Source organism: Hydrogenobacter thermophilus TK-6 (genome assembly GCF_000010785.1).
In the GTDB taxonomy this organism is placed as follows: Bacteria; Aquificota; Aquificia; order Aquificales; family Aquificaceae; genus Hydrogenobacter; species Hydrogenobacter thermophilus.
Genome location: NC_013799.1, coordinates 1,263,752 through 1,280,779, shown reverse-complemented (window position 1 = coordinate 1,280,779; position 17,028 = coordinate 1,263,752). Strand labels below are relative to the sequence as shown.

The 17,028-nt window shown below is 43.7% G+C and carries 20 protein-coding genes; 12 read left to right on the top strand and 8 right to left on the bottom strand.

The window, feature by feature from the left end; genetic code table 11:
- Positions 1 to 14 precede the first annotated feature (14 nt).
- Genes HTH_RS07065 through HTH_RS07055 form a run of 3 tightly spaced genes read left to right on the top strand, consistent with a single transcriptional unit; the run spans position 15 to position 2,734 of the window.
- Positions 15 to 1,043, top strand: coding sequence for a mechanosensitive ion channel family protein (locus HTH_RS07065; RefSeq protein ID WP_012964031.1), 1,029 nt, complete (start codon positions 15 to 17; stop codon positions 1,041 to 1,043).
- Positions 1,024 to 1,896, top strand: coding sequence for a slipin family protein (locus HTH_RS07060; protein WP_014462632.1), 873 nt, complete (start codon positions 1,024 to 1,026; stop codon positions 1,894 to 1,896). The genes HTH_RS07065 and HTH_RS07060 overlap by 20 nt, the downstream gene beginning before the upstream one ends.
- A complete protein-coding gene (locus tag HTH_RS07055) occupies positions 1,868 to 2,734 on the top strand; it encodes a DUF58 domain-containing protein (protein ID WP_012964029.1) in 867 nt (288 codons plus the stop codon). The genes HTH_RS07060 and HTH_RS07055 overlap by 29 nt, the downstream gene beginning before the upstream one ends.
- Here HTH_RS07055 and pheA read toward each other — a convergent pair.
- Positions 2,717 to 3,808 (bottom strand): prephenate dehydratase, encoded by a 1,092-nt coding sequence (gene pheA, locus HTH_RS07050; protein WP_012964028.1) that lies wholly within the window; start codon positions 3,806 to 3,808, stop codon positions 2,717 to 2,719. The genes HTH_RS07055 and pheA overlap by 18 nt on opposite strands.
- 64 nt (positions 3,809 to 3,872) lie before the next feature.
- Complete coding sequence (locus HTH_RS07045; protein ID WP_012964027.1) at positions 3,873 to 4,322, bottom strand: hypothetical protein; 450 nt, start codon at positions 4,320 to 4,322, stop codon at positions 3,873 to 3,875.
- Between the two features lie 17 nt (positions 4,323 to 4,339).
- Between HTH_RS07045 and HTH_RS07040 the strand changes: the two genes are divergently transcribed.
- From HTH_RS07040 to cfiA, 4 genes are all read left to right on the top strand, one after another.
- On the top strand, positions 4,340 to 5,383 hold the full coding sequence (locus HTH_RS07040) for an FAD-dependent oxidoreductase (protein WP_012964026.1): 1,044 nt from the start codon (positions 4,340 to 4,342) through the stop codon (positions 5,381 to 5,383).
- 72 nt (positions 5,384 to 5,455) lie between these two features.
- Positions 5,456 to 5,875 carry an OsmC family protein gene (locus HTH_RS07035; RefSeq protein WP_012964025.1) on the top strand — a complete coding sequence of 140 codons (420 nt, stop codon included), beginning with the start codon at positions 5,456 to 5,458 and terminating at the stop codon, positions 5,873 to 5,875.
- Between the two features lie 17 nt (positions 5,876 to 5,892).
- Positions 5,893 to 7,311 carry an acetyl-CoA carboxylase biotin carboxylase subunit gene (gene accC / locus HTH_RS07030; protein ID WP_012964024.1) on the top strand — a complete coding sequence of 473 codons (1,419 nt, stop codon included), beginning with the start codon at positions 5,893 to 5,895 and terminating at the stop codon, positions 7,309 to 7,311.
- A 23-nt stretch (positions 7,312 to 7,334) separates the two neighbouring features.
- Positions 7,335 to 9,293, top strand: coding sequence for a 2-oxoglutarate carboxylase large subunit (gene cfiA / locus HTH_RS07025; protein ID WP_012964023.1), 1,959 nt, complete (start codon positions 7,335 to 7,337; stop codon positions 9,291 to 9,293).
- Here the strand turns inward: cfiA and HTH_RS07020 are convergent.
- From HTH_RS07020 to HTH_RS07010, 3 genes are read right to left on the bottom strand one after another with little or no spacing between them, the layout of a single operon-like run.
- Complete coding sequence (locus HTH_RS07020) at positions 9,284 to 10,186, bottom strand: YgfZ/GcvT domain-containing protein (RefSeq protein ID WP_012964022.1); 903 nt, start codon at positions 10,184 to 10,186, stop codon at positions 9,284 to 9,286. The genes cfiA and HTH_RS07020 overlap by 10 nt on opposite strands.
- 40 nt (positions 10,187 to 10,226) lie before the next feature.
- Positions 10,227 to 10,577 (bottom strand): hypothetical protein, encoded by a 351-nt coding sequence (locus HTH_RS07015; protein ID WP_012964021.1) that lies wholly within the window; start codon positions 10,575 to 10,577, stop codon positions 10,227 to 10,229.
- A 12-nt stretch (positions 10,578 to 10,589) separates the two neighbouring features.
- Positions 10,590 to 10,940: a hypothetical protein gene (locus tag HTH_RS07010; RefSeq protein ID WP_012964020.1), complete on the bottom strand. Its 351-nt coding sequence runs from the start codon at positions 10,938 to 10,940 to the stop codon at positions 10,590 to 10,592.
- Positions 10,941 to 11,169: 229 nt separating this feature from the next.
- On the opposite strand from HTH_RS07010, the gene HTH_RS07005 reads away from it, so the two are divergent.
- The 5 genes from HTH_RS07005 to HTH_RS06985 are packed head-to-tail and all read left to right on the top strand — an operon-like array spanning position 11,170 to position 14,347.
- Complete coding sequence (locus HTH_RS07005; protein WP_012964019.1) at positions 11,170 to 12,099, top strand: histone deacetylase family protein; 930 nt, start codon at positions 11,170 to 11,172, stop codon at positions 12,097 to 12,099.
- A 7-nt stretch (positions 12,100 to 12,106) separates the two neighbouring features.
- Positions 12,107 to 12,301: a hypothetical protein gene (locus HTH_RS07000; RefSeq protein ID WP_232500477.1), complete on the top strand. Its 195-nt coding sequence runs from the start codon at positions 12,107 to 12,109 to the stop codon at positions 12,299 to 12,301.
- Between the two features lie 24 nt (positions 12,302 to 12,325).
- Positions 12,326 to 13,501 carry a hypothetical protein gene (locus HTH_RS06995; RefSeq protein WP_012964017.1) on the top strand — a complete coding sequence of 392 codons (1,176 nt, stop codon included), beginning with the start codon at positions 12,326 to 12,328 and terminating at the stop codon, positions 13,499 to 13,501.
- Complete coding sequence (locus tag HTH_RS06990) at positions 13,498 to 13,956, top strand: TIGR00725 family protein (RefSeq protein WP_012964016.1); 459 nt, start codon at positions 13,498 to 13,500, stop codon at positions 13,954 to 13,956. The genes HTH_RS06995 and HTH_RS06990 overlap by 4 nt, the downstream gene beginning before the upstream one ends.
- A gap of 43 nt (positions 13,957 to 13,999) precedes the next feature.
- A complete protein-coding gene (locus tag HTH_RS06985; protein WP_012964015.1) occupies positions 14,000 to 14,347 on the top strand; it encodes a hypothetical protein in 348 nt (115 codons plus the stop codon).
- Here HTH_RS06985 and HTH_RS06980 read toward each other — a convergent pair.
- The 3 genes from HTH_RS06980 to HTH_RS06970 are packed head-to-tail and all read right to left on the bottom strand — an operon-like array spanning position 14,319 to position 17,006.
- On the bottom strand, positions 14,319 to 15,257 hold the full coding sequence (locus HTH_RS06980; RefSeq protein ID WP_012964014.1) for a glycosyltransferase family 9 protein: 939 nt from the start codon (positions 15,255 to 15,257) through the stop codon (positions 14,319 to 14,321). The two genes, HTH_RS06985 and HTH_RS06980, sit on opposite strands and share 29 nt — an antisense overlap.
- Entirely contained in the window at positions 15,250 to 15,483 is a 234-nt protein-coding gene (gene moaD / locus HTH_RS06975; protein WP_012964013.1) for a molybdopterin converting factor subunit 1, read from the bottom strand. The genes HTH_RS06980 and moaD overlap by 8 nt, the downstream gene beginning before the upstream one ends.
- Entirely contained in the window at positions 15,480 to 17,006 is a 1,527-nt protein-coding gene (locus tag HTH_RS06970) for a hypothetical protein (RefSeq protein WP_012964012.1), read from the bottom strand. The genes moaD and HTH_RS06970 overlap by 4 nt, the downstream gene beginning before the upstream one ends.
- Positions 17,007 to 17,028: the final 22 nt, after the last annotated feature.

Genomic DNA, 17,028 nt, shown 5'->3' with positions numbered 1-17,028 from the left:
AATTTTAGGAAAATATGATGGACTTTTACCTTCCTGTGCTTGTGTTTTTTCTATCCTTCTTTGTATTTTTAAGTCTCAGGCTGGTATTCTTTTCTTTTATAAAAAGGTTCCTACAAAGACTTAGCCTCTTTGGGGTATTGCACAGGACCTTAAGAATACCCACATTACTGTGGGTGCTTGCCTTATCCCTTTACCTGGCTCTTTATTTTTCTGAAGAGCTCCAAAAACACAGAAAGTATTTCCATCTCATAGAAAAGATCATTGAAGGATTACTTATACTTTCCATAACCCTTGTAATAGCGGATGTGATAGTAGAGATCATAAGATTTTATGTAAGAAAATCCAATATATCCTTGCCACCTACAGCTCTCATCTTTGCCCTCATCAAAGGCATAATAATAGCTCTTGGAGTTATAACTCTTCTTAGCTCCTTTGGAGTGCCCGTAGCTCACTTTATAACTACGCTGGGTATTGGTGCGCTGGCAGTCTCTTTGGCTCTTCAGGGCACGCTTTCCAACTTCTTCTCTGGTCTTAACATCATAGCATCAAGGCAGATAGAAGTAGGTGATTTTATAAGGCTTGAGAGTGGTCAAGAGGGATATGTGCAGGATATAACTTGGATGAATACAGTTATAAGGCAAAGAGACAACAACCTGGTGATAGTACCCAACTCAAGGCTTGTGAGCTCTATAATAACCAATCACAGAAAACCCGAGCCGTCTATGGCTTTAGTTATTCCTATAGGTGTCAGTTATTCTTCTGATTTAGAAAAAGTTGAGAGGGTAACCTTGGAGGTAGCCAAAGAGGTCCAGAGGAGTGTTGAAGGTGCGGACCCAAGCTTTGAACCCTTCATAAGATACAGCGCCTTTGGAGACTTCAGTATAAACTTTAGCGTCATACTCAGAGTGCTTGATACGGATGCCCAATTTTTAGTAAAGCACGAGTTTATAAAGAGGATAAAAGAAGCTTATGAAAAAGAGGGAATAGAGATACCCTTCCCGGTGAGGAAGATATATTTATATTATGGTGAAGGGGGTGCTTGACTTATTAATTTTTGTGCTGTTCTTTGCCATAGTTATTGCATCTATCTTTGGTGCGGATTTACTAAAAATTTTGGGAGGTGCTCTTATGAGTTTTTCGCCTTTGGTGGTCATCTTGGTGGCGGTGGTGATTTTTCTCTTGGTTAGTGTCAAAATAGTGCCAGAGTATCAAAGAGCTGTTATCTTCAGACTGGGAAGGGTTATAGGGGCAAAAGGTCCAGGGCTTTTTATCCTCATACCTGTAATAGACAGAATGGTTAAGATGGACCTAAGGACTGTAACTCTTGATGTTCCAACCCAGGATATCATAACCAGGGATAATGTGTCGGTGAGCGTGGATGCGGTAGTTTATTTTAGGGTGGTGGACCCTGTAAAGGCGGTGGTTGAGGTGGAAAACTATTACTATGCAACATCCCAGATAGCACAGACTACTCTGAGAAGTGTGTGCGGTTCTGTAGAGCTGGACGAGCTTTTGGCAGAGAGAGAAAAGCTTAACATCACCCTTCAGGAGATCATAGACAGACAGACGGACCCTTGGGGCGTAAAGGTTGTGTCCGTTGAACTCAAAAGGATAGACCTTCCGGAAGAGCTAAGGCGCGCCATGGCAAGACAGGCAGAAGCGGAAAGGGAAAGGAGAGCCAAGATCATAACCGCTGAAGCAGAGTATCAAGCGGCTCAAAAACTTGCAGACGCCGCAAAAATTTTAGCTTCAGAACCCTTGGCTTTACAGCTCAGATACTTAGAGACTATACAAACGGTAAGTGCAAAGCCCGGAAACACGCTCCTCATTCCCATACCTTTTGAGATGCTAAAACTGCTGGCCAAGAATGAAGAAAAAGTACAGGGTAAAAGTTAATCGCGTAGGTATAATCTTCATAGGCATAACCGTATTCTTTGGCATTGCGGCGGTAAACACAGCCAACAACTTACTATATCTGGTGGTATCTTCCATGCTGTCTTTTATGCTAACTTCCGGCATACTATCTCTTTACAACCTGAGGGGTTTAACCATAAAGCTTGTGCCACCTGCGGAGGTATATGCGGGAAGGTATGAAACTTTCAGGCTCATCGTTGAGAACCACAAACTCCTCCCTTCTTTTCTAATATCTTTCCCTTCCAAGCTCAAAAATGAGGTGGTACCTGTTGTTTTCAAAAGAGCGGAGGCAGGTGTGGAAATATACTTTGAAAACAGAGGTTTTTATGAAAGCGTAGAGATCATGGTTGCCACCACCTTTCCTGTGGGACTCTTTGAAAGGTACTATACGGAAAAGGTGCCTGTAAATCTTATTGTCTTTCCAAAGCCCATAGTTGCAGATTTGAAGGCTGTGGACCATCAAGATGCTAAAAAAGGTCAAGAGAGTCTTCATAGCCTTACCAGAGGCTATGACGAGGTTCATTCCATAAGGGAGTACAGAGGAGAACCTGTAAAGCTAATACACTGGAAAGCTTCCGCCAAGACAGGTACCCTTTATGTAAAGGACACCTATTCGCAGGAGAAAAAACCTATAATACTCTCCCTGGATATGGTTGATGGAGGTTTGGAAGAGAAGATATCTAAGCTCTCTTACTTGATCATAAGGTTTATCCGTGAAGGCTATCCTGTAGGGCTAAAAATTGGAGAAAGCGTTATCAAGCCAGATACAGGAAATATGCACAAAAGAGAGCTACTTTCAGCTTTAGCTCTCCTCAAATAGAGCCTTTGGATAAGACCCCAGCATCTTTATAATACGGTTTTCCTTGGCAAGCAGGTCAAGAGCCATCCTTACATTATGATCCTCCATATGTCCGTCCAGGTCCACAAAGAAAACATAGTCCCAGGCTTTCTTTTTGGAGGGTCTTGATTCTATCTTGGTAAGGTTCACTCCGTATAGGTAAAAGCTCTCAAGGGTTTTGTAAAGATCACCGGGCTTATTCCTGACGGCAAGGATCAAACTCGTCTTGTCCTTTCCTGTCCTCTTCATACTTCTATTTCCTACGATGAGGAATCTTGTAAAGTTGTTAGCGCTTTCCTGTATATTCTGAGCAAGTATGTTAAGGTGATAGGTGTAAGATGCCACTTCACTAGCAATAGCTGCAGCATCATTAAGCTCAAGAACTATCTCGCAAGCTCTTGCAGTGCTTTCAGTTTCTATGATCTGAGCCTTGGGTAGATTTTTGTCTATCCAGTTTCTGCACTGAGCTATGGCGTGCCTGTGGGAGTATATCCTCTTTACATCTTCCAAACTTGATAAGTTAGATAGCAGGTGGAGCTTTATGGGAATTACAACTTCACCCACTATTTTGAGGTCATACTCTAAGAACATGTCCAGAGTGTAATTGACAACGCCCTCTATGGTGTTTTCCACAGGGACAACTCCGTAATCTGCTCTACCAAGGTCCACCTCGTTAAAAACATCCTTTATGGTGCTAACTGGAATATAATGCACAGAAAAACCGAAGTACTCAAGAGCTGCCTGATGGGTAAAGGTTGCCTTTGGTCCCAAGTAGGCAACCCGCAAGGGCTTTTCCACAGACAGGCATGCAGACATTATCTCTCTGTATATGTGAAAGAGGGCTTCTTTGGGAAACTCTCCGCCATAAAGCTCCTCGTTCAACTTTAATACTCTTTCAAATATCTCTCTTTCTCTTTCAGGAGCGTGAATATCAAGACCAGAAGCTTTTTTGATTTCACCTATTTTCTGTGCTATTTTAATCCTTTCGTTGAGAAGCCTCAGTATCTCTTCATCTATCTCGTCTATCCTCTTTCGCCAAAGTGCAATCTCTTCCATAAGAAATAGTTTATTGCCATTTGGCTATATTCTCAGTTTTTCCATCCACCTTGCGGAAGCTTTGCTACACTTTGTCAAGTTTACCTAAAAATTCTTGACCATACCTGCGGGGTTCCATCCAATAACTTCTGTTATAAAGGTTTTCTTTCCCTCTCTGCTTCCAGTATTTGCGCCTTTTTCTATAAACATCTCTAAGATAAGAGGGAAGTGTTAAGCTGGGGTGCTTACCCCTTGCTATGCTGCGAAGATGCCACCACCACTTTTCATGAGGCTGACTTTCATCGTCCAAAATAGGCTCGTCAGAACCATCAAGAAGTTCTATAAATCTGTGTACATTCTGGAGTAGCTTTCTGTCAGTTTTTCTAACATAAACGCTATCCTCAAGACCTTCCTGATGTATCTTCTCTCTTAGTCTTATTATAAGGTCTGGATATCCTATACCGTAGTTTAAAAGCATTTCCACCTCTGCAAAGTATACATAATCTGTGTCAAGTTTTCTTTTTAGTTCTCCCATATAACTTATTATATACCATGACAAAAATCATTGTAATAGGAAGCGGAGTTATAGGGCTTAGCTCAGCACTTTTGCTTTCTTATGCAGGTTTTAGGGTGAGCGTAATAACCAGAAACCCAGAGGAGGCAACTTCGTGGGTGGCTGGTGGTATGCTAGCTCCTTTTTCCGAAGGGCTTGAAGGCCTCCTCTTTGATTTTTCTTACGAGAGCTTAAAGGAGTATCCGTCTTTTGTGAGTTTTCTCGGGGATGTATCCGGGCAGAAGGTGGACCTGTGGATGGAGGGCATAAACAGGGTAGTGTTAAAAGGTGAGGATGAGCTTTTCAGTAAAGCTCAGGCTTATGCGGAAAAGGGATATAAGGTGGAGCTTTTGGAGCCTTCCTCTTTGCTCTCCAGAGATGTGCAGGGCATAATTCACTATGCGGAAGAAGGCTGGGTGGATGCACAGATGCTTATGGATGCTCTTCTTTTTGCTGTCAGCAGGATGGGGATGGAGTTTACCATTGACCATATCGTCAGGGCACACATGGAGGAGGAAAGAGTCGTTTACTTAGAGGGTTTAAAAGGCAAATATGAGGCGGACTTTTATCTTTTCTGCACGGGAGCCTGGATAAAAACCCTCTTTGACCTTCCCGTTTTCCCAATAAAGGGACAAGCCCTTAAGGTGAAAGATGTTTATGTTAGTAGAGTGCATTACTCTTCTGTATCTTACATAATACCCAGAAGTAGATACACTTACGTAGGTGCTACTTCCGAGACGGATGGCTTTAATCCTGACATAACGCTTGAGGGTTTAAAAACCCTGTCTGAGAATGCTCTTCGCATAATACCCTCCATGAAGCACGCCCGCCTCATCTCCACTCTGGTAGGTTTTAGACCAGCCTCACCTGACAGTATGCCCATTTTTAAAGTGGGAGAGAACTATCTGGTGCTCACAGGACACCACAGAAACGGCATACTTCACGCTCCAATAACTGCAAAGCTTGTGGAAAGTTATTTAGTCAGAGGAGAAAAAACTCCTTACATGGATGTTTTTTCAGCGGATAGGTTTAAAAACCCATGATTTTGGTTAGCACTTTTTGTAAAGGAGAGTATAATAAATAATCCAGTTTACTAAGGTGGTAAGGAGGTTTTTATGAAGGTGAAGGTGGTGCAAAAAGAGGATTTTCACTTTGTAGGCACTGGTGAGTCCGGAAGGGAAGTGCCCATAGACGCCGCCGGGTATGTGGGTGGCAAAGGAAGAGGCATAAGACCTCCTGAGCTTCTCTTTCACTCCATAGCCGGATGCGTAGGTATTCACCTTTATGAAGCTCTTCACAAGGAAGGCAAAGAAACTCAGCACATAGAGATAGAAACGGATGCGGAAAGAGTAACGGAAGGATACCCTAAGGTTTTTACCAAGATATACCTGTTGGTGAAGGTAAAAGGACGGGTGAGTGAGGAAGATGTAAAGAAGGCTCTTAACAAGACTATTTATGATCCGGGAACATGCTCCATAGCCTACATGATAAACAAGGTAGCACCCATAGAGTACAGAGTTGAAATTTTAAGTTAACCTTTTTGGAGGCAGGTATGTTTAAGAAGGTTTTGGTGGCAAATAGAGGTGAGATAGCTTGCAGGGTTATAAGAGCGTGTAAAGAGCTGGGTATACAGACGGTTGCCATATACAACGAGATTGAATCCACCGCAAGGCATGTAAAGATGGCGGACGAAGCCTACATGATAGGTGTAAATCCTCTGGATACCTACCTGAACGCAGAAAGGATAGTGGACCTGGCTCTTGAGGTGGGGGCTGAGGCTATACATCCCGGTTATGGCTTTCTGGCGGAGAACGAGCACTTTGCCAGATTGTGCGAAGAGAAGGGCATAACCTTCATAGGTCCCCACTGGAAGGTCATAGAGCTTATGGGAGACAAAGCCAGGTCAAAGGAGGTTATGAAAAGGGCGGGCGTCCCAACAGTCCCTGGAAGCGACGGCATACTGAAAGATGTAGAAGAAGCCAAACGCATAGCCAAAGAGATAGGCTATCCTGTGCTTTTAAAGGCTTCTGCGGGAGGTGGAGGAAGGGGTATAAGGATATGCAGGAACGAGGAGGAGCTGGTAAGAAACTACGAGAACGCTTACAACGAGGCGGTCAAAGCCTTCGGCAGGGGGGACCTGCTTCTGGAAAAGTACATAGAAAACCCCAAGCACATTGAGTTTCAGGTTTTGGGAGATAAGTACGGAAATGTTATACACCTGGGAGAAAGAGACTGTTCCATACAGAGAAGAAACCAAAAACTTGTAGAGATTGCCCCATCGCTCCTTCTTACACCTGAGCAAAGAGAGTATTACGGCTCTCTTGTGGTAAAAGCAGCAAAGGAGATAGGTTATTACAGCGCTGGAACTATGGAGTTTATAGCCGACGAAAAGGGCAACCTGTACTTCATAGAGATGAACACCCGCATTCAGGTGGAGCATCCGGTAACTGAGATGATCACAGGTGTTGACATAGTAAAGTGGCAAATCAGGATAGCGGCAGGAGAAAGGTTAAGGTACTCTCAGGAAGACATAAGGTTCAACGGCTACTCCATAGAGTGCAGGATAAACGCGGAAGATCCCAAGAAAGGCTTTGCCCCCAGCATAGGCACCATAGAGAGATACTATGTGCCCGGAGGATTTGGCATAAGGGTTGAACATGCCTCATCAAAGGGTTACGAGATCACTCCCTATTACGACTCCCTCATAGCCAAGCTCATCGTGTGGGCTCCTCTCTGGGAGGTTGCCGTTGACAGAATGAGGTCCGCTCTTGAAACCTATGAGATCTCCGGTGTCAAAACCACCATACCGCTCCTTATAAACATCATGAAGGACAAAGACTTCAGAGATGGTAAATTTACCACAAGGTACCTGGAGGAGCATCCCCATGTTTTTGATTACGCTGAACACAGAGACAAAGAGGACTTTGTAGCTTTTATATCCGCAGTAATAGCCAGTTATCATGGGCTTTGATAAAAACTCTGGAGGTGTAGTACATGCAAGCAGTTGAGATTATGGAAGAGATAAGAGAAAAGTTCAAAGAGTTTGAAAAGGGAGGCTTTAGGAAGAAAATACTCATAACAGACCTTACGCCCAGGGACGGACAGCAGTGCAAACTGGCAACTCGGGTCAGAACAGATGACCTTTTGCCCCTCTGTGAGGCTATGGACAAGGTGGGGTTCTATGCAGTTGAGGTGTGGGGAGGTGCCACCTATGATGTGTGCCTCAGATACCTCAAAGAAGACCCGTGGGAGAGACTGAGGCGCATAAAGGAAGTGATGCCCAACACTAAGCTCCAGATGCTCTTTAGAGGTCAAAACATAGTGGGATACAGACCCAAGTCCGATAAGCTGGTTTATAAGTTTGTGGAGAGAGCAATAAAAAACGGTATAACCGTTTTCAGAGTGTTTGACGCTCTCAATGACAACAGGAACATAAAGACCGCTGTAAAAGCCATAAAGGAGCTGGGTGGTGAGGCACATGCCGAGATAAGCTATACAAGAAGTCCTATACACACCTACCAAAAGTGGATAGAGTACGCTCTTGAAATAGCGGAGATGGGTGCGGACTGGCTGTCTTTTAAGGATGCCACGGGTATAATTATGCCCTTTGAAACTTACGCCATAATAAAGGGTATAAAGGAAGCCACAGGTGGAAAACTTCCGGTGCTACTTCACAACCACGACATGAGCGGAACCGCCATAGTCAATCACATGATGGCTGTGCTGGCTGGTGTGGACATGCTGGATACTGTTCTCTCACCGCTTGCCTTTGGCTCTTCTCACCCTGCGACGGAATCCGTGGTTGCCATGCTTGAAGGAACACCCTTTGATACAGGCATAGACATGAAGAAGTTGGACGAACTTGCTGAGATAGTAAAGCAAATAAGGAAGAAGTACAAAAAGTATGAGACGGAGTATGCTGGTGTAAATGCCAAAGTGCTCATCCACAAGATACCCGGCGGTATGATATCCAACATGGTGGCACAGCTCATAGAGGCAAATGCTTTGGATAAAATAGAGGAAGCTCTCGAAGAGGTACCAAATGTGGAAAGGGACCTGGGGCATCCACCACTTCTGACACCTTCTTCACAGATAGTGGGTGTTCAGGCGGTTCTCAATGTGATATCCGGTGAGCGATACAAGGTTATAACCAAAGAGGTAAGAGACTATGTGGAAGGCAAGTATGGAAAGCCACCCGGTCCCATATCTAAGGAGCTGGCTGAGAAGATCCTCGGTCCTGGAAAGGAACCCGACTTCTCCATAAGAGCTGCAGACCTGGCAGACCCCAACGACTGGGATAAGGCTTATGAAGAGACAAAAGCTATACTTGGAAGAGAGCCTACAGATGAGGAGGTGCTCCTTTATGCTCTCTTCCCCATGCAGGCAAAGGACTTTTTTGTAGCCAGAGAGAAGGGAGAACTTCATCCTGAGCCAGTTGATGAGCTTGTTGAAACAACTGAAGTAAAGGCAGGTGTTGTTCCAGGTGCAGCACCTGTTGAGTTTGAAATCGTCTATCACGGTGAGAAGTTCAAAGTAAAAGTGGAAGGTGTGAGCGCTCATCAGGAGCCCGGAAAGCCCAGAAAGTACTACATAAGGGTGGACGGGAGGCTGGAAGAGGTGCAGATAACGCCCCATGTGGAAGCTATACCAAAAGGAGGACCCACTCCAACGGCAGTACAAGCCGAAGAGAAAGGCATACCTAAAGCTACCCAGCCAGGTGATGCTACTGCTCCTATGCCGGGAAGGGTCGTGAGGGTTTTGGTAAAGGAAGGTGATAAAGTAAAAGAAGGTCAAACGGTAGCCATAGTGGAAGCCATGAAGATGGAGAACGAGATCCACGCTCCCATAAGCGGTGTAGTAGAAAAGGTCTTTGTCAAACCCGGAGATAATGTAACACCTGACGATGCCCTCCTAAGAATAAAACACATAGAGGAAGAGGTCAGTTACGGCTGAACCATCTCCAGAAGCCTTACCTCCCCTGCAGTGCAGGGGAGGACTTCTCCTATATTAGCTTTGGCTCTGAGTATATACCCAAGAGCCAAGTCTCCCCTAGAATTTACGGATGTTATAATGCCTATGTCCTTTTCTCCTTCTTTTATCTTATCGCCTTCTCTGACATTCCTTGCTTCAAACTTAGCCAGAACCCTGGGGGTCCTTCCTCTGTAATAAACTCTGGCTATAGCCTCCTGCCCCACATAACAGCCCTTGGTTAGGCTTATGGCGTAGTTTAGCACTCCGGCCTCAAGAGGAGAAAAGCCCTCTCTTAGCTCCTTCCTTATGCGCGGCACTAAATTCTCAATCCTGATGTCCTCAAATTCCTCAGAGCTAATCATTTCAACTCCTTTAAGAAGCTCTTTTAGCTTTTGAATGCTACCGAGTATGTCGTATCCTTCTTCTCTCAGTCTTATATGATTTCTTGCCAAAAGGATATCCTCCAGCTCCAAAACATTCCCCTCCTCAAGAGTTACGCCAAAGCGCTCCTTTACAAATTCCCTTGCCCCTTCACCAAAAATAAAAGCATGACTCAGACTCTGCGTGAGGTCCTCAAAGTAAACCCTGAGAGAGAGCTTGAGCCTGCTAAACTCCTGAGTTATTTTGGTTGCATCGCCTTCTGTGTCCAGAAGATAATAGTTGCCAAGCTTATAAACAAAAAAGTCCTCAATGGGTGTTCCATTTTGCCTTAGCCAGAGGTTGTACAAAAGACTCCCTTCCTTCATACCCTTTATGTCGTTGCTCAAAAGATTGTGCAAAAAAGCCGTGTGTTCCTCCTCCACACCCTTAGGCAAAATTTTACCTTGCCTTCCATACACCTTTATCTTGTGCCTGCTGAGGATTATTCCTTTCATGACTTTATAAATATAAGCTTATCCCTAACCTGAAACTATTTTAGCAAATCCCTCTCAGGTATTCAGGGAGCTTTTCCCTGGGGTAGGTTCCTCTTTTTATCTCCTCCAGGTGATGCCACCACATATGGGGATACTTTCTTTTGGCTTTGTAATCGTCAGGGACTACCCACTCAAGGACTTTTTTTAAAAACTGCCTATCTAACTTTTTAACCTCAGGGTGGTCGTCAAGCCCAAGCTCATGTATCTGGTCCCTAAGGTCATAAAACATCCAGCCACCGTAGACGAATACATAGGGGTATTTTGTATTGGGGTACGAAAGTAGAGCATCGTACTCTTCTATAAGATCCTCAATATCGCTGAACTGAGGGTTTGGATTCTTCTCTTTATCCATTGAGGTTTAAAACTATTTTAGCAAATCTCTAAGATGCTCAGGAAGTTTTTCCTCTGGATAAGTGCCTTTATAAATTTTGTCCAGATGCCACCACCAGTAATCCGGCCTTTCTTTTTCTCTGTAGGCGGGTGGTCCATACTTTTTGAGCTTTTTTATGAGTTCCCTATCAAGAGCTTTCACTCTCTCATCCTCGCTAAGTCCCAGGCGTTCTATTGAATCCCTTATATCAGTCAGCATCCAGTAGTTGTGGTGAGAATAGGCGTCGGGCAATTCGGGAGGATACTCAAGGACAGACTCATAATCTTCTATCAAAGTATCTGGATTATCGCTGAACCAAATGTTTCCACTACCCTCTTTATCCATGCTTCAACCTCCTCTCTATAAAAAGAATTTATAGACATGTTGTCGTCTGAGCTTTGTAAAGCTTCTGTACTCCTGCTCTAACTCTCTCTGCAAAGGTGTGTCTGGAACTCCGGCTATTCTTAAATATATTCTTAAATAGTAAACTTGGAGTATATGCATTTTTTTACTCAGAAACTACAGGCTTTTTGAATTTCTCACCCGGCGTATGTTTATTATATAATTTTTCTGTATGAAAACAGGCTTGGTTTATGATGATATTTATCTAAGACACAATTGGAAAAATCATCCAGAAAACATGGATAGGCTCATAAGCATAGTTCAAGGGCTTGACAGAAATAGAATACTAAAACATGTTGAAAGGATTAAACCAAGGCGGGCAAAGGTGGAAGAGGTGGCTTTCAACCACGACCCCACTTACATACAGGAGGTGCACGACTTTTGCTCGGCGGGTGGTGGCTACTTGGACCCTGATACTTATGCGGTTGCCGAATCATACGAGGTAGCTCTTTACGCAGTAGGTGGAGTTCTTGAAGGTATAGATGCACTCCTTAGTGGTGAGTTGGAGACTGTTTTTTGTGCCATCAGGCCACCTGGGCATCATGCGGAGTATTCCAAAGCTATGGGTTTTTGCCTTTTCAACAATGTGGCTGTGGGTGCTTGGTACCTTTTGAATAAAGGCTTTAAAAGGGTGTTTATCATAGACTTTGATGCCCATCATGGCAATGGCACACAGAAGAGCTTTTACGAAGAGGATAGGGTGTTTTACTTTTCTACACACGAGTATCCTTTTTATCCGGGAACAGGCTCCGACAAAGAGAGGGGAGCAGGAAAAGGCTTGGGATACACCTACAATGTACCGCTAAACGCAGGTGCAGGTGATGAGGAATACGAAAGCATTTACGGAAGTTTGTTACCAAAACTTATGAAAGAATATGAACCCCAATTTGTGCTCATCTCCGCAGGTTATGACATACACAAAGACGATCCCCTCACTTACCTAAATGTTAGCACGCAGGGAGTAAGAAACATAGTAAAAAGCATTCTCATCACCTGCAGCGAGCTAAATGTTCCATCTTTATTTGCCCTTGAAGGTGGGTATAATCTCAAAGCACTGGCTGAATGTGTGAGTGCAACAATGGAAATCATGTTGGAGGTTTGATTTGAAGGTGCTGAGTAAGATGTGGCAAGCTTTTTCGGTTCTTTTGGTCATTTACGGTTTTTACCTTCTCTTTCTATTCCTACTTGACACATTTTTGAGGATAAACAGGAGCATAGCCCTACCTGCTTCCCTGATTATCACCTCAGCCTTTGTAGGCTTTGTGCTGATCTTTTGGATAAAAAAGAGAAGACTACCTTTGTAAAATATCCTAAAGGAGGGAAAGAGTATGTATTTGTTGTGTGATGAAAAGCGGGTGTACGTACATACCGATTATAGGGTAGAAGCATACGACAAAGAAGCTCTCGTGAAGGGAGAGAAGATGAAGCTTCTTTGGAGGAGTGAAAAGTTATCCAAAAACTTAGGTAAACTGGTGAATGCAAAGGACCACCTTTACGGTATAGGAGCGGACCTGGTGGCAAAAATAAGCAAGGTGGATGGCACCGTAGAGACATTTACCCTTCCTGAAGATCTCATTGATTTATTCTGCACCTACAGTGGGATTTACCTTCTTGGCAAAACAGGTCTTTTTAGAATGCCCTTAGAGAGATTTTCTCCCGCGGAGATAAAAAGATCTCCCGTATCCCATCTTATGGAGAAACCTTTCAGTTGTCTGTGCGCATCCGACGATAGTATTTATGTGGCGTCAAGGAGTCAAATATACAGGATTGATAAGGAGGGTGGTAAGGTAAATGAAAAGGCACTAACTGAAGTGTGCATGATGCTCATAAGTGAGGAGGGTCCCATAGCCATAAGGAAAGACGGAAAGATCCTGAACATGGATGAAAACATGGAGGTTCTCTCTACAGGAGAATTTGATGGAGAGCCAATAAAGGCAGAGTATAATGTACATCATACCTTCCTTCTTACAAGCACTGGTCTGCACATTTTTGGCAAAACTGGGGGGAGAATAGCCCACATAAGTGATAGCAAGTACCTGTCCTTCTCTGAGGGTTTAAACCATGTGTATCTTTATAAAGAAAATGGGTTTGAAGTAGCTTCAAAGGCTGACATACTTGGAGACAATTACCAGAAGGTGGATCTTGCCACAGTATCCGCAATAGTCTTTACTTCCCTTATGCTCTTTGAAAGGGAAAAAGGTGTAAAGGTGAATATTAGGGAAAAGTACGGCCTGCTTGATATCAGGGTTGGCGACAAAAGCATACAAGTAGAAAAGCTCTTCTTTAGACTTTCCAAATACTTTCCGGAAGTATTTATACTCTTTTCTAACTCCGGCTATTATGAGAGCTTGATGGAGTTTGGACAGCGCTTTGAACTTATAAAAAAGGAAGAGCGGAGCATCACTTTAAACAGGGATCTGCTTGACCATCTTTTAAGAAAGCACTCCGCTTTTGAGGCTTTTAGAGAGGATATAATACATCTGGTGTCCTCTTGTTTGGCATGAAAAGGGTCGTGTCGGTGATAGGTTCCTCGGTGGCTACACAGGAGGAGTATCATACTGCCTACAGGGTGGGTCTGGAGCTGGCAAAGAGAAACATCTTGGTGGTGTGTGGAGGAAGGGAAGGTGTTATGGAGGGTGTTTGTAAGGGAGTAAAGGAAGGTGGAGGTATCAGCATAGGTATATTGCCTTCTTACACAGGAGAGGAGGCGAATCCTTTTGTGGATATAAAGATAAAGACAGGTATGAACTGGAACAGAAATCCCATAGTGGTAGCAAGTGGTGATATGGTTATCGCAATAGGTGGACACTGGGGGACCCTGTCGGAAATAGCTTATGCCCTAATACTGGAAAAGTATGTGGTAGGCTATAAAACCCATAATATTGAAGGTGTTGAACATGTGAATAGTGTAGAGGAGATAATGGAGAGAGTTGATAGATTTTATAAAGGTGGGTCTTGAAAATTTTTATCACTTGACCCAAATTATACATGAGGTTGGAGCCATGGACATAGCTTACCTTGAGGACATGCTCTTTAAGAGCGTTGCTAAGGAGATAGAGGACCTCTACCAAGAGGTGCTTCAGATGTACAGCTTTGACGAAGAAGTGCTAAACATTGCCAGAAGCATAAAGGGTATGTGTGATTACATACTTAGCATATACAGAAACATACCCAACCCTGAGAGGAAGCTGGACGAATCTCTTTACACAACCCTTTACAATGTACTCAAAGACATGGGTGTGACACTCTACGACCTTACCGTTGCGGAGGGAGAACAGCTTTACTATGTCATATCTTCTGCCTACCAAAAGCTCAACGGAGCTAATAACCTCCTTGAAAGGCTAACCTAAGCACTTTGTCCTTTACCACTGCAGGTTCTATATTTAGGCATTCGTAAGTTCCCCATTTGCACTCTCCTTTTCCATGAGGATCACAAGGTTGACACCTGAGCCCTTTGAGCAGCACTTGTCCTTCATCTTTTGAAAGAGAAAAGCCAAAGGTTGGATGTGTGCCTCCATATATCTGAACCGCCTTGGTGCCTACCGCTCTTGCCATGTGCAAAAGTCCAGAGTCATTCCCTACAAAAACACGAGAAAGCTTTATAACCGCAAGAGTATCAACAAGAGAAAGCTCTCCGCAGAGGTTTATGCAATTCCACCCCTCTGTCAAAGCTCTGTCCCTTTTATCACCTACAAGCACCACCTTATAACCTTCCCTCACCAAAAGTTCCACCAGAGCATCAAAGTGAGGATACCTCTTTTTGGTGTATCTTGCACCAGGACCTACACACAAAAAGTCATCTCCCAGGCGCTCTCTCCAAAAACCCAGCCTTTTTTCAGACACCTCTATCTTTGGTTTGCCATCCTCATAGCCTATTGCTCTCAGATAGGCATTAACAACGCTATAGGGCTTTCTGAAAGACTCAAAGTAAACTGCCAGCCTTCTTCTTAAGGTGTCTTTTTTGTAAACTCTCCAGTCTCCACCCAGCATTAGCCTGAGCAGCACTGTCCTTAGGTTTTTGTGAAGGTCAAGGTAAAGGTCAAAACCCCTTAACTTTTTAAGGGTGTTTTCCTTGAAAAGCTCTTCCCTTTTGGTTTGTATGACAAAAACTCTTCTGTCATCCTCAAAGACATCACCGTAAGGTTCAAAGGTAAGAAGGTAAGGATTATAGCCCATGCTTTTGAGAGGGTCTATAACGCAAGAGGCAAGGACCACATCACCCAACGAGGAAAATCTAATAACAAGAGCCCTTTTATCCACCGCTTACTGGAGGTATAATGGCAACCCTTTCGTTTCCTTTAAGCACATAATCATCGCTCACATACTCTTCGTTGACTGCAAACTTAACCTGGCTCAGAAGCTCTTTTATATCCGGATACCTTTCCATGAGCATGACTCTAAGCTCTCTTACACTACCTTTAAACTCTATCTCCTCTTCACTCCTCTTGAGTTTTTCCTTTATTATGGAAAAGTATAGGATTTTCATCTTAATAAATATAGCACTTTCTTTGGTGCTGAGCTTACCTCAACATAGTATCTGCCGTCTTCTGAATAACATCTTAGTGTGTAGTCAGGAAGTTTATCAAAGAAGTTTTCCAGCCTTTTAAACTTTAAATAGCTTCTCCAAGGGGGAATTTTGTCAACGGTAAGTTCAAAACCCTCAGAAAACAGCTTGAGAGAACACCAAGCTAAGGTGGTGCCTCTTTTGAACTCCAAAAGCAGGTAGTTATCTTTTAGTTCATACGCAGAGACTTCCAGGTCAACATCTGGAAAAGTTAAGCTATTATCCTCTGGTCTTAGATAGACACCTACCACCTTGCCATCAGGATAGATGCTTTCTGCATAAAGACTATCCCAATAAGGTATTTTAAGAATACCTTTTGAAGAGCTCTCGCAGTGTCCCTCCATCTCAAAGTTGCCATCTGTTGAATAAAGACGGAGAGTGGCATTTGGCTTTATGCCTTCAAAACTCACAGCCCTGAGGTTTATGCTTACACCGGCACTTCCCGTAAAATCCTTTAGCTCCGTGAAAATGCTGTATCGCATGACGCAAGGCTCCTTTACCATGCCATCCATGTAAAGGTAGTAAGTCAAGTAAGGCTTGTATATAAAAAGCTCTCCGTAAGCAACCGGAAACCTTATACCCCCGTAAGAGGCAAAAAGGGTGTATGTATCTGGCTTCTCTCCAGTAATGTCTATGTTTAAGCTTCTGCACTCACCTTCTTCCTGACAGGCTCTTTTAAAGCTTATGCTACCTTTGGATACTGAGTAGTAAATCCCATCAGAAAAACCTGTAAGGATGGCTGTGCCATCAGAGAGCATCCTTTCTGAGAGGAGGCTTAAGCTCTTATCTGTACTTGTCAGAATACCTTCGTAAGACCCGTAAACTTTCATACTTTCTATTCCCGGTGGAAGTTCTGCAGGCAATGTATACCTTCCGTAAAAGAGGATATGCGCATCCGAAGGCTCCGGAAGGTAAAGAAACCTCCAAGCTTTCCCATCGTAATAAGCCATGTAAGAGCCTACCATGTAAGGATAAGCATCTGCGTTCTGGGAGGTTGAAAAGCTGGCATTTATACTGTAAAGGTCTTCGCTAAACAGGTAAAACACCACATTCCCGATGGGTTTTTTGCCATCGGAAAAAAGCTGGTAAGAATTAACTTTTTTCTGAGAGGGCTTCATATCCATAATTACCGTGCTGTCCTTTGATAGGTCAAGGGTCTTACTGGCATAATAGAGGGGCTTACCTTCTGGGTCATATATAACCGCCTCTATCAATCTCTCCTTGCCTTCGGGCATATTCACCTCAAAGCTGACCCTATCGCCCGGATAAAAAATCCCCTCCTTTGATTGTAATATAGGTTCAAACTCCTTACCGGAGATCCTAATGGACACCTTAGTATAATAGGGTGCAAGAGAAGAAGTCATACGCAGGACAATGCGAGCACTCTCTTGACCTCCTCCACAGGACATCACTAAAAAAAGGAAAAGGAAAAGAAGCCTTCTCATAGTTAATATCTTAACCCTCAAG